The organism is Methylobacterium platani, assembly GCF_001653715.1.
Taxonomy (GTDB): domain Bacteria; phylum Pseudomonadota; class Alphaproteobacteria; order Rhizobiales; family Beijerinckiaceae; genus Methylobacterium; species Methylobacterium platani.
On record NZ_LWHQ01000016.1, the window covers coordinates 218372 to 229806 of the forward strand.

At 71.5% G+C, this 11435-nt stretch carries 12 protein-coding genes; 4 read left to right on the top strand and 8 right to left on the bottom strand.

Annotated elements, in window-relative coordinates; translation table 11 throughout:
- Positions 1-229: 229 nt before the first annotated feature.
- Both A5481_RS09735 and A5481_RS09740 read left to right on the top strand, forming a co-directional pair.
- The gene (locus A5481_RS09735; RefSeq protein ID WP_053082328.1) at positions 230-967 is read left to right on the top strand and encodes a LuxR family transcriptional regulator; all 738 of its coding nucleotides are present in this window, start codon (positions 230-232) and stop codon (positions 965-967) included.
- A gap of 337 nt (positions 968-1304) precedes the next feature.
- On the top strand, positions 1305-1970 hold the full coding sequence (locus A5481_RS09740) for an acyl-homoserine-lactone synthase (protein WP_053082329.1): 666 nt from the start codon (positions 1305-1307) through the stop codon (positions 1968-1970).
- 13 nt (positions 1971-1983) lie between these two features.
- Here the strand turns inward: A5481_RS09740 and A5481_RS09745 are convergent, their stop codons facing one another.
- The 5 genes from A5481_RS09745 to A5481_RS09760 all read right to left on the bottom strand — a co-directional run bounded on the left by A5481_RS09745 (position 1984) and on the right by A5481_RS09760 (position 6694).
- Positions 1984-2649, bottom strand: coding sequence for a LuxR C-terminal-related transcriptional regulator (locus A5481_RS09745; protein WP_048433456.1), 666 nt, complete (start codon positions 2647-2649; stop codon positions 1984-1986).
- A gap of 273 nt (positions 2650-2922) precedes the next feature.
- Entirely contained in the window at positions 2923-3183 is a 261-nt protein-coding gene (locus A5481_RS32275) for a hypothetical protein (protein WP_197514165.1), read from the bottom strand.
- Positions 3184-3486: 303 nt separating this feature from the next.
- A complete protein-coding gene (locus A5481_RS09750; protein WP_048433457.1) occupies positions 3487-3939 on the bottom strand; it encodes a secondary thiamine-phosphate synthase enzyme YjbQ in 453 nt (150 codons plus the stop codon).
- Entirely contained in the window at positions 3936-5630 is a 1695-nt protein-coding gene (locus A5481_RS09755) for a cisplatin damage response ATP-dependent DNA ligase (protein ID WP_048433458.1), read from the bottom strand. The genes A5481_RS09750 and A5481_RS09755 overlap by 4 nt, the downstream gene beginning before the upstream one ends.
- A complete protein-coding gene (locus A5481_RS09760) occupies positions 5627-6694 on the bottom strand; it encodes a ligase-associated DNA damage response exonuclease (protein WP_048433459.1) in 1068 nt (355 codons plus the stop codon). The genes A5481_RS09755 and A5481_RS09760 overlap by 4 nt, the downstream gene beginning before the upstream one ends.
- 96 nt (positions 6695-6790) lie before the next feature.
- On the opposite strand from A5481_RS09760, the gene A5481_RS09765 reads away from it, so the two are divergent.
- On the top strand, positions 6791-7708 hold the full coding sequence (locus A5481_RS09765; RefSeq protein ID WP_048433460.1) for a methyltransferase domain-containing protein: 918 nt from the start codon (positions 6791-6793) through the stop codon (positions 7706-7708).
- 15 nt (positions 7709-7723) lie between these two features.
- Here A5481_RS09765 and A5481_RS09770 read toward each other — a convergent pair whose 3' ends face one another.
- Together A5481_RS09770 and A5481_RS09775 are read right to left on the bottom strand one after the other, a co-directional pair.
- Entirely contained in the window at positions 7724-7969 is a 246-nt protein-coding gene (locus tag A5481_RS09770) for a hypothetical protein (RefSeq protein WP_048433461.1), read from the bottom strand.
- Positions 7970-8517: 548 nt separating this feature from the next.
- Positions 8518-9720, bottom strand: a complete 1203-nt coding sequence (locus A5481_RS09775; RefSeq protein WP_048433462.1) for a pyridoxal phosphate-dependent aminotransferase — start codon at positions 9718-9720, stop codon at positions 8518-8520.
- A 222-nt stretch (positions 9721-9942) separates the two neighbouring features.
- Between A5481_RS09775 and A5481_RS09780 the strand changes: the two genes are divergently transcribed.
- Positions 9943-11094 (top strand): helix-turn-helix transcriptional regulator, encoded by a 1152-nt coding sequence (locus A5481_RS09780; protein WP_048433463.1) that lies wholly within the window; start codon positions 9943-9945, stop codon positions 11092-11094.
- A 44-nt stretch (positions 11095-11138) separates the two neighbouring features.
- On the opposite strand, the gene A5481_RS09785 is transcribed toward A5481_RS09780, so the two are convergent.
- Positions 11139-11435 (bottom strand): DUF1236 domain-containing protein (locus A5481_RS09785; protein WP_048433464.1); only part of this gene is annotated, 297 nt, incomplete at its 5' end.

Sequence of the window (11435 nt, forward strand, 5' to 3'; positions counted from 1 at the left end):
GACCTGGAGCATTTTCCGACGAAGTGGATACCGGTTCGTCTCAGAAAATGCGGCAAAATCAAAGACCTGGAGAGCTTCGCGATTGCAACGCGATCGTGAAGTGCTCTAGACCCCCGGGTCGCGTCGCCGGCCCCGGTATTTCCTGGTAGATTTCCTGGTAGACATGGGCACCCGCCGGGTATCCGGCGGGTTGTCGCGCGAGATCATCGGGAACGGACGGCGCTGCGAGATGGCGGTGATCGGGCAGGTCACCCTGGACCTCGTCCAGGACGTGAAGGCGGCGCGCAGCGCGGCCGAGATCACCGCGGTGCTGACCCGGGCCGGCGGCCTCTTCGGCTACGAGCGCTTCGCCATCGCCGGCGTGCCCCAGAGCGCGGGCGAGAACCTGCCCGACCGGCTCCTGCTGATGCACTGGCCGGCCGAATGGGCGACCCGCTACGTCGAGCGGGCCTACGTCCAGCACGATCCGGTGATGGCGCATGTGCGGCGCACCACCACGCCGTTCCTGTGGTCGGAGGTCCCCGTGGACCGCGACGCCGTCCTGGCGCGGCGGATCATGGACGAGGCCCCGGACTTCGGCCTCGGCGACGGCTTCTGCGTACCGATCCACGACGTCGACGGCACCGAGAGCGCCGCCTCGTTCGGCGCCCCGCGGATGGACCTCTCGGACGAAGCCCGGGCCGGCCTGCACCTCCTGGCGATCTACGCCCACCTCGCCTCGCGCAGCCTCGGCCCCGCCGTCCCGGCGCGGCCCGGCCGTCCCGGCGGGCCCGCCCGCTGCACCCGGCGCGAGATCGAGTGCATCCGGTGGGCCGCCGCCGGCAAGACCGGCTGGGAGACCTCCGAGATCCTGTCCCTGTCGCAGCGCACGGTTGAGGATTACCTGCGCAACGCCGCCCGCAAGCTCGGCGCCGTCAACCGGGTCCAGCTCGTCGCCCAGGCGATGCGCGAGGGGCTGATCGATTAGGGCAGCGCATCGGCGCGCGGCGGCGAAGACGATCGCGCCCTCCCGTCCGTCCTGACGTTGATGGCCGGCAGAGGCATTGCCGCCGGAAGTCGGTCCCGACCGCCTTCCGCAGCGTCCGATCGTCCCGCGTCGCCGGATGATCGCATCTTGAGTTGCAGGGCATCCGGACGCGGCACGAGAATTTCCATTTCAATCTTGCGGAGATGGGAGGAAATATCACCTATTTTTTCGTCATTCTAAGTCATTGCCACGTCGGGCTAGGCATCCCGTAAATTTACGGTCTATCTCATTCTAGGTTCAAAGATCATGAAGGGCGCCAGAGCAAGGAGCCCTGATCTTGATCACGATCATCGATCGCGAAAACTACCGCGACAATGCGGAGCTTCTCGACAGGATATATTGCTTCCGCCACCGCCTGTTCGTCGAGACGATGCGGTGGGAGGCGTGTCGCAAGCCCGACGGACGCGAGCGGGACCAGTTCGACGGGCCGGATTGCATCCACGTCGCCGGCATCGACGGCGGCGGCGAGGTCGTGTCCTACTCGCGCCTCCTGCCGACGACGCGGCCGCACCTGCAGAGCCACGTCTACCCCCAGCTCCTCCAGGGGGCGACGGCCCCGTCGGGACCGCGCATCTTCGAGTGGACCCGCTGCGGCGCCGCGCCGTGGCGCCGGGCGTCGGCGACCGCCAAGGACCCGGTCGCCGGGCGCCAGTTCGTGGCGGTGGCCGAGCTGACCGGGCGTCTCGGCCTCGACGGCTACCTGATCCAGGCCCACCCGATCATGATCACCCATCTGGCGACGCTCGGCTGGGACACCGAGCCGCTGGCGCTGCCGATGATCTACGACGGCAATCCCCTGGTGCCGTTCTTCGCCCGCTGGACCCCGGCGACCGCCGACACGACCCGGGCGGTGTTCGGGCTCGACGGCACCCCCTACGACGTGCCGCGCGGCTTCGGGTCGAGCATCCGGGACGGCGACGGGCGGGGCTTGCGGGCGTCCTGAGGCGCGGACCGCCCTACTCCACCCCGGCCGGGGGCTTCAGGGTCGCGCCGATGCGCGAGGAGACGATCACGGCCTGCGTGCGGCTCTCGACGCCGAGCTTCTGCAGGATCGCCGAGACGTGGGCCTTCACGGTCGCCTCCGAGACGCCGAGCTCGTAGGCGATCTGCTTGTTGAGCAGCCCCTCCGAGAGCATCATCAGCACCCTCACCTGTTGCGGCGTCAGGGTGGCCAGCCGACGCATCAGGTCGGCCGTCTCCTTGTCCTCGGAGGCCGACAGCTCGATGTCCGGCGGCGACCAGTTGCCGCCGGCGAGCACCTGCCCGATCGCCTCGCCGATGCGGTCGACCTCGAGGGATTTCGGGATGAAGCCGGCGGCGCCGAAATCGAGGGCGCGGCGGATCACCACCGGGTCCTCGTTGGCCGAGACGATCACCACGGGGATCGCCGGGTGCTGCGCCCGCAGGTAGATCAGGCCGGAGAAGCCCTGCACCCCCGGCATGGTGAGGTCGAGGAGCACGAGGTCGATCTCGGGCTCGTCGTCGAGGATCTTCGTCAGCGGTTCGAGCCCGCTCGCCTCGATGATCCGGGCGCCGGGCAGGACCGCCGTCACGGCGCCGCGCAGGGCGCCACGAAACAGCGGGTGGTCGTCCGCGACGACGATGGTGGTCTCGGAACCCAACGCACTCCCCGCCACGGCACCCGCGCTCCTTCGGCGCTTCTCGGCCTACTTCTTTTGTCTCTATAGCTTTTTTGGCGCGGGTGAAACCGATGGCTGTACGTTCTCCACGCCGTCGCGAGGGCCGGCCGACTGCGTAGGCCGGCCCCCGGGCGTCGGTCGTCCGGGAGGCGCCCTAGAGCATTTTCCGACGAAGTGGAAACCGGTTCGTCGCAGAAAATGTGGTAAAACAAAGACCTAGAGTACTTCGCGATTGCAACGCGATCGTGAAGTACTCTAGTCGAGCGCGCCGGTGAGGGCGGCGGCGGCGGGCTCGACATAGCCGCGCGCGACGAGATCGGGCCGGGGCGCGGTGCGCCGGGGCGCAGCCTGGACCGGCTGGGGCGTCGTGGTCAGTTCGGCCTGCGGCCGCACGGTCCCGGTGTCGCGCGCCATCTGGCGCATGATCGGCGGAAAGACGGTGACGGCGGCGGAACGATCCTGCGCATGGGCCGGCCACGCGCTGAGGGCGAGAAGAGAAAGTGCAACATACTTCATGGCTGATCTCATCATGACGTCCGGCTGGCCGGCGCCTTTGCATCAAATAATCAGAAAATTTGTTGCAGCGCAATATGAACTATACATCATACGGTGATGTTCACATTGAACGGGAATATCCGTCCAAAAGACCGGATCTGTACGATCGGCGACCTCGATGATGCGAAGAACGGACGCCAGATCACTGATGAATCGGCTGGAATCGGCGCGCGGGTCGTCGCGGGGTTCGGGCGGGCCGATGGCAGGATCGTGCCGGATGCGCCGGCCGGGCCGGCAGACCGGCGTGGGCCGGGCGCCGTCCGGTCAGCGGCCGACGAGGTGCAGCACGATCTCCCGACGGTGCGGCCGGTCGCGGTGCTCGATCAGGTAGATCCCCTGCCAGGTGCCGAGCGCCAGCCGCCCCTCGACCAGCGGGATCGTCAGCGTCGCGTCGGTGAGGAGGGTGCGGATATGGGCCGGCATGTCGTCCGGCCCCTCGATGCCGTGGACATACGGCACGTCCCGCGGCGCCAGCCGGTCGAGGGCGGTCATCAGGTCGGTGCGCACGTCCGGGTCGGCGTTCTCCTGGATCGTCAGCGAGGCCGAGGTGTGGCGGCAGAACACCGTGAGCAGCCCGTGGCGCAGGCCCGCCTCGCGGACGAAGGCGGCGGCCTCGTCGGTGATCTCGGTGAAGCCGGGGCCGCGCGTCTCGACGACGAGGCGGCCGGTGGCCTGGCGGGTGACGGGACCGTTGTCCAGCATCGCGATGCGTCTCATCCGGCGATCTCCCGTCCGGGGTGAACCTCTTTCTCGCCGCGGGCCAGGATGCGCTCCAGCGCCTCGATCCGGTCGGCCTCGGCCGGCGGCTTGTCCCAGCGGATGCGGCTGACGCGGGGAAACCGCATCGCCACACCCGACTTGTGCCGGGTCGAGCGCTGCACGCCCTCGAAGGCGATCTCCAGGACCAGCCCCTTGGCGATCCCGTACTCGACCTCGCGCACCGGGCCGAAGCGCTTGGTGGTGTGGTTGCGGACGTAGCGGTCGAGCTTGCCCAGCTCCTCGTCGGTGAAGCCGTGATAGGCCTTGCCCACCGGCACCAGCTCCTCGGCGCCGTCCGGCGCCTCGCGCCAGACCCCGAACGTGTAGTCGGAGTAGAACGACGAGCGCTTCCCGTGGCCGCGCTGGGCGTACATCATCACGGCATCGACGAGGTAGGGCTCGCGCTTCCACTTCCACCACGGGCCCTTCGGCCGGCCGGGCTGGTAGGGGCTGGCGAGCCGCTTCAGCATCACGCCCTCGATCGCGTCGGCATCGAGCCCGGCGCCGACCGCGGCCGGGTCGGCCCGGGCCGCGGCGAGGGCCGGCCAGTCGGCGAAGGGCACCAGCGGCGAGAGGTCGATGCGGGCGTGGTCGAGCCCGGCGACGAAGGCCTCGAGCCGCGCCCGGCGCTCGGCGAAGGGCAAGGGCCGCAGGTCGTCCTCGCCCTCGGCCAGCAGGTCGTAGGCGCGGACATGGGCCGGGAAGTCCTGCAGCAGCTTGCCCGTCACCGCCTTCCGGTTGAGGCGCTGCTGCAGCACGTTGAAGCTCTGCACCCGCTCCTCGCGCAGGATCAGGAGCTCGCCGTCCAGGGCGCCGGCGAAGGTGATCGCCTCGGCGAGGTCCGGGAAGGCCCCCGTGATGTCCTCGCCGGTGCGCGAGTAGATCTTCTGCACCTGCTTGCCGTCGCGGTCGCGCCCGCCGGCGAGCTGGACCCGGATCCCGTCCCACTTCCACTCGGCCGAGAACGCCTCCGGATCGAGCTTGTCGAGGTCGCTCTCCTCCTCGATCGGGTGCGACAGCATGGCTGGGCGGAACGGCGCCGGGTTGACCGATTCCGGCGGGCCGGACCGGCCCTCGACCCAGGCGAACAGCTCCCGGTAGGGCGCCGCCAGCCCGTGCCAGACCTCCTCGACCGCGTCGGCCTCGTGCCCGCCGAGGCTCGCCACCGCGGTCTTGGCGAGCCGCGCCGAGACGCCGACCCGGAGCTCCCCGGTGATGAGCTTGAGGAGCGCCCAGCGCCCGGTCTCGTCGAGGGCGTCGAGCCAGGCGGAGAGCCGCGCCGGCAGCTCGCCCTTGCCGATGGTGCGCAAGCCCTCCACCACCTCCGACAGGGTCGGGACCGGCGGGTTGTTGTGGCCCGGGCCGGGAGCGCCGTCGCGTTTCGGCCAGATCAGGGCGGTCGCCTCGGCGAGGTCGCCGACGTAGTTGTGCGACATCCGGAACAGCACCGGATCGACCCGCTCCTCGACGAGGCCGCGGATCAGGCCGGGCTTGGCCTCGCGGAAGCTGAGCGAGCCGGTCATGGCGGCGAGCGCGTAGCCGCGATCCGGGTCGGGCGTGTGGCGGAAGAAGTCCTGGAGCAGGCGCAGCTTGGCGTTGCGGCGCGGCTCGTAGGCGAGGCGGTCGAGGAGATGGGCGAAGTCGTTCACGCGGCGCTCTCCGGTGCCGGCTGCGCCGCGGCGGGCTCCTGCGGGTCGGGCTCCGCCTCGCCCTCGTCGCCGTAGCCCAGCATGTGCAGGGGCTTGGCCTTGATCCCTTGCGTGCCGCACCAGTGGACCAGGGCGTCCTCCTGGCCGTGGGTGACCCAGACCTCGCCGGCGCCGGTGTCCCGGATGGTGCGGCAGAGGTCGTCCCAGTCCGAGTGGTCGGAGACGATCAGCGGCAGCTCGACCCCCTTCTGGCGGGCGCGGGCCCGTACCTGCATCCAGCCCGAGGCGAAGCTGGTGACGGGGTCGGGGAACTTGCGCGACCACAGGTCCTGGATCGCGGACGGAGGGCAGATCACGATCCGTCCGCCGAGCTTCGGCCGCTCCGCCGCCACGACCTTGATCGTCTCGCCGAGCGCGATGCCCTCGCGGCGGTAGAGCTCGGTCAGCTTCTCCATCGCGCCGTGCAGGTAGATCGGGTCGGAGAAGCCCTCCTCCCGCAGCAGCGCCATCACCCTCTGCGCCTTGCCGAGCGCGTAGGCGCCGACGATGTGGGTGCGCTCGGGGAAGAGCCGTACCGAGTCGAGCAGCTTCCTCACCTCGTCGCGGGCGACCGGGTGGCGGAAGACCGGCAGGCCGAAGGTCGCCTCGGTGATGAACACGTCGCAGGGCACCACCTCGAAGCCGAGGCAGGTCGGGTCGCGGGCGCGCTTGTAGTCGCCCGAATTGACGATCCGGCAGCCGCCCCGCTCGATCGCGACCTGAGCCGAGCCGAGGACGTGGCCGGCCGGGTGGAAGCGCACCGTGACGTCGCCGAGCCGGATCGACTCGCCGAGCCGCGCCTCCTGGCGGGTCTCGCAGAAACCCTCCCCGTAGCGCACCGCCATGATGCGCAGGGTCTCCGGCGTCGCCAGCACCGCGCCGTGGCCGGCCCGGGCGTGGTCGGCATGGCCGTGGGTGATCAGCGCGCGGGGCACCGGGCGGACCGGATCGATGTGGAAGTCGCCCGGCGGGCAGTACAGCCCCTCGCGGGTCAGGGTGAGCAGCTCGGTCGGGCGCGGCGCCATCGATCCTCGTCGGAGGATGGAAAGCCTCTGTCGCGAGGCGGGCTTGCGTATATAGGCGGTCCGTCCCGTCCGTCCCGTCCCCGGAACCCGTCCGCGATGCCCGCGCCCGCCCGCTCGTCCGGCGATCTCCTCGCCGACCGCCGCTACGCCTGGGCCGAAGGCGCCCTCGCCGAGGGCGATGCGGGCGCCGCCGCCGACCTCGCCGCCCAGGTGCTGGAGCTCGCGCCCGGCTACGGCCCGGCCTGGCTGCTGCTGGGCCGCGCCCGCGCCGCCGATCCGGGCCTGCGGGAGCAGGCCGCCGAGGCGTTCCGGAGGGTGATCGCCCTCGATCCCGAGGACGCGCTGGGGGCCCGGATCCACCTCGCGGAGCTCGGCGAGGCTGCCGGGGACGCGATCTCGCCGGCCTACGTGCGCGCCCTGTTCGACGGCTATGCCGGCCGGTTCGAGCGCCACCTGGTCGAGGGCCTGGGCTATCGCGGCCCGGCGCTGATCCGGGCGGCCCTGGTGCGGCTGCGGGGGCCGGACGTCCGCTTCGGCACCGTCCTCGACCTCGGCTGCGGCACCGGCCTGATGGCGCGGGCGCTGGACGGCCTCGCCGGCACGCTCGTCGGCATCGACCTCTCGCCCGGGATGCTGGCCGAGGCGCGGCGCACCGGCCTCTACGCCCGGCTGCACGAGGGCGACCTGCGGGACGGCCTGGCGCGGGAGCGACCGGGAAGCGCCGACCTGGCGCTGGCGGCCGACGTGTTCATCTACCTGCGCGAGATCGGCCCGGTCTTGCGCGAGGCCGCCCGGGTGCTGGCCCCCGGCGGCCTGTTCGCCTTCACCCTGCAGGGCCATCCGGGCGAGCGCGGCGCCGTGCTCGGCGCCGACGGGCGCTACGCCCACGGCGTCGCGACGGCTCGGGAGGAGGCGGAGGCGGCGGGATTCACGGTCGCGCTGCTGGAGCCTGCGGAGATCCGGCGCCAGAACGGGGCGGGGGTGCCGGGGTGGCTCGCGGTGCTGGCGCGGTAGGCGGCCCGCCGCCCGTCAGCGCTGCCGCCCCTCCCCCGAGGCCTGCGACATCAGGCGGCCGAGGCTGCGCTGGTCGAGGCGGGCGGGGGAGCCGTCGGCGCGGCGCGGCGCGAGGGTGCCGGTGGTGGGCGGATCGAGGGCGGCGGCGAGAGCCGGGCTCGGTGCCCGGTCCTTCTCGCGCAACGCGATCCAGTTCGCGGCCGTGGTCAGGGCGGCGACCGCGATGATGACTTTGATTCCGCCGGTGAGGAGGCGCCACATGACTGGTCGGGACCCACGATCTCGGCGGGTCGGCGATCGACCCGTGCCGTCCACCCTGGGCCACAGGCCTTAACGGGCGGCCTCATCCGGCCCGGGCCCGACCGTCCCACATCGGGAGGAGACAACGCGGTCGCGCGCCCTTCGTTCCGCGAGACGCGGTGCGGCGGAAGATTGGTGGGCCATGCGCCAGGGTCGCGGTTCCTGTTCCCCGAACCCGTGACGCTCCTGCGACTGCTCGGCCCACTGAGCCTCACAGGAATGGGTTGCAGAGAACTGGTCCGCCCCATCCCGTCGTCGCCGACCTCTTTGCCGCACAGCCCGGATGGGTTCCGGAAGCCTCCGGGCGCGCCGGCATCGAGGACGGCCCGTGTAAGCCAGACCGGGCCGGGGGAGCAACCGGAATGCGAACCGGGCGCTTGCGTCTAAACGCGCTGGCGAAAGGCGCTTGACCGCGCGCGAGAAAACCGGGGCGAAAAAACCCGGGTCAGGAGAGAACCCGGCGGGCGCGGGGCCCGCCGGGTGGTATCACGCGCGCTCCCGCCCGGGCGTCAGCGCAGCGAGCCGCAGAAGCGCTGGATCCGGCGGCAGGCCTCTTCCAGGAGCTGGTTCGAGGTCGCGTAGGAGATGCGCAGGTTGGGGCCGAGGCCGAAGGCCGAGCCGTGCACCGAGGCGACGCCCTCGGCCATCAGCAGCTCGGTGACGAAATCCTCGTCGGTCTCGATCACCTTGCCGGATTCGGTGCGCTTGCCGATCAGCTCGGCGCAGGACGGGTAGACGTAGAACGCGCCCTCCGGCGTCGGGCAGCGCAGGCCGTTGGTCTGGTTCAGCATCGACACGACGAGGTCGCGCCGGACCTGGAACGCGGCCCGGAACTCGGCGAGGTGGTCCTGCGGCCCGTCGAGGGCGGCGACCGCGGCCCATTGCGAGATCGTCGCCGCACCCGAGGTCTGCTGGCCCTGGACGAAGTCCATCGCCTTGATCAGCTGCTCGGGGCCGGCGGCGTAGCCGATGCGCCAGCCGGTCATGGCGTAGGACTTCGAGACGCCGTTCATGGTCAGGGTGCGGTCGTAGAGCGCCGGCTCGACCTGGGCCGGGGTCACGAAGGTGAAGTCGCCGTAGACCAGGTGCTCGTACATGTCGTCGGTGAGCACCCAGACGTGGGGGTGGCGCACCAGCACGTCGGTCAGCGCCTTCATCTCGGCGTGGCTGTAGGCGGCGCCCGACGGGTTCGAGGGCGAGTTGAGGATCACCCACTTGGTCTTCGGAGTGATGGCGCGCTCGAGCTCCTCGGGCTGGAGCTTGAAGTTCGTCGCCATCGTGGTCTCGCAGAAGACCGGGGTGCCGCCGCACAGGCCGACCATCTCCGGGTAGGACACCCAGTAGGGCCGCGGGATCACCACCTCGTCGCCCGGGTTCAGGGTGGCGAGCAGCGCGTTGTAGATCACCTGCTTGCCGCCGGTGCCGACGATGGTCTGGCTCGGCTTGTAGTCGAGGCCGTTCTCGCGCTTGAACTTGCGGGCGATCGCCTCGCGCAGGGGCACGATGCCGGAGACCGGCGGATACTTGGTCTCGCCGCGGGCGATCGCCTCGACGGCGGCCTGCTTGATGTGCTGGGGCGTGTCGAAATCCGGCTCGCCGACCGAGAGGCTGATGACGTCGCGCCCCTGGGCCTTCAGGTCCCGCGCCTTCTGGGTCATCACGATGGTGGCGGAGGGTTTCACGCGCGAGAGGGCGTCGGCCAGAAAGCCCATGATGATCGACTCCAGGAACCGTTGGAAGAACGCCCGGTCTGGCCCCTGGCCGTCCGGGTCTTCGAGCGGGCCGGACCCTAGTCGCGCGCGCCATCGCGGGCAAGCGGCACGATGCCCGAAGAAGAGGCTGTGCCGGCTCGCGAAATCGACGGTTCCGGGACGGTTGTGGACAGCCGCGCGGGAGCCGTGACACCGTACCGGACTGTGTCGGAGACCGCGGCGATGGGCGAGGCCGAGTGGGTGCGGCGGGTGAGCGGGGAGATCGGCCTCGCGATCGACCACGCCGCCTGCGATCCGGGCGCCTGGGACGGCGTGATGGCCGAGATCGGCCGCCAGCTGCCGGGGATCTGGCCGGTGCTCCAGGTCGTCGACGCCGCCGCCGGGACCGGCCTGCCGCTCGTCCACTGGGGCTGGGATCCCGCCGACGTCCAATCCTACGAGTCGCATTACGGCACCGTGAACCCGTGGATCCCGGTGATCCTGACCACGCCCGCGATGGTGGCGATGCATTCCGAGGAGCGGATGCCGGCCTCTTCCCTGCGCCACACCGAGTTCTACGCCGACTGGCTGTCGCGCCTCGGCGGCATGACGGCCTCGAGCGGGATCAAGCTCATCGATGCCGGGGGCCGCTTGGCGGTGCTGAACCTGCAGCACGATCTCGGGCGGGCGGCCCGCGACCATGCCCGGCTCGCCGCGGTCATGGAGCGGATCGGGCCGCGGATGCGCCGCGCGATCGAGACGAACCGGGCCTGCTTCCCGCCCGGCGCCGCCCGCGCTCCGGGCGGGACGCTGCTCGCGCGCGTCGCCGACCCGGCCTTCGTGGTGACCCGCGACCTGCGCCTCGTCGAGGCGAGCCGGGCCGGCCACGCGCTGCTGGCCGAGGGCGGGACGGTGCGGCTCGGCGCCCACGACCGGCTCGAGATCCGTCATCCCCGCCTCGCCGCGGCCACGGCGCGCGAGGTGGCGCTGGCCTGCGGCGGGGTTGCACCCGGCGGCGGGCCGCCGGTGCCGGCGGGCGTGGAGGCGGAGAGCTGGTCGGTGACCGCGATCGGCCTGCGCCAGGACCTGCGCGGCATCGCCGGGATGGCGCGGCTCCTGGTGCCGGACCACCTCGCCCTGGTCGTCCTGCGCCGGGCCGCCGCAGCCGACGGGCGCCGGGTGCGCGATCGCCTCGCCGATCTCGGCCTGTCGCCCGCGGAGACCCGGCTCGCCCTGCTGATGGACGGCTCGCGCTCCCTGGTCCAGGCGGCGGAAATCCTCGGCATCCGCCACGAGACCGCCCGCTCGCAGCTGCGCCAGGTCTTCGCCAAGCTCGGGCTGTCGCGCCAGTCCGAGCTCGCCGTGTTCGTCCTCCGGCTCAGGGATCACGCCTGAGCCGGAGCGCTCCGGACAGGACCGTTGCCGGTGCCCGCCGGGGTTCAGCCCGGGATCACGTCCACGATCTCGTAGGTGTCCGGATCGATGATGACGATGTCGTCCCCGACCAGCACGTACCGGAAGCCGCGATAGGCCGGCACCAGGGTGAGGATCGCCGGCGGCAGCACGTGCAGGCTCACCGAGCGCGGCACCGCGACGCCGGCCCGGAGGGCGAAGTTGACCCCCGTCAGCGGCCGCACGCCGGAGCGCACGATGGTCTGGCGGAACTCGGTGCGCTGGGTGGTATCGAGGCGCGAGACGGCGCCGCGGGCCTCGGTCCGGCCGCCGCGCTCGCCACC

What these genes read in the sequence shown, in the direction of transcription:
- A5481_RS09735 (WP_053082328.1), top strand. Translation starts at nt 230, where the DNA reads ATGGCGGTGATCGGGCAGGTCACCCTGGACCTCGTCCAGGACGTGAAG.
- A5481_RS09765 (WP_048433460.1), top strand. Translation starts at nt 6,791, where the DNA reads ATGCCCGCGCCCGCCCGCTCGTCCGGCGATCTCCTCGCCGACCGCCGC.
- A5481_RS32275 (WP_197514165.1), bottom strand. Translation starts at nt 3,183, where the DNA reads ATGAAGTATGTTGCACTTTCTCTTCTCGCCCTCAGCGCGTGGCCGGCC.
- A5481_RS09750 (WP_048433457.1), bottom strand. Translation starts at nt 3,939, where the DNA reads ATGAGACGCATCGCGATGCTGGACAACGGTCCCGTCACCCGCCAGGCC.
- A5481_RS09775 (WP_048433462.1), bottom strand. Translation starts at nt 9,720, where the DNA reads ATGGGCTTTCTGGCCGACGCCCTCTCGCGCGTGAAACCCTCCGCCACC.
- A5481_RS09780 (WP_048433463.1), top strand. Translation starts at nt 9,943, where the DNA reads ATGGGCGAGGCCGAGTGGGTGCGGCGGGTGAGCGGGGAGATCGGCCTC.
- A5481_RS09760 (WP_048433459.1), bottom strand. Translation starts at nt 6,694, where the DNA reads ATGGCGCCGCGCCCGACCGAGCTGCTCACCCTGACCCGCGAGGGGCTG.
- A5481_RS09770 (WP_048433461.1), bottom strand. Translation starts at nt 7,969, where the DNA reads ATGTGGCGCCTCCTCACCGGCGGAATCAAAGTCATCATCGCGGTCGCC.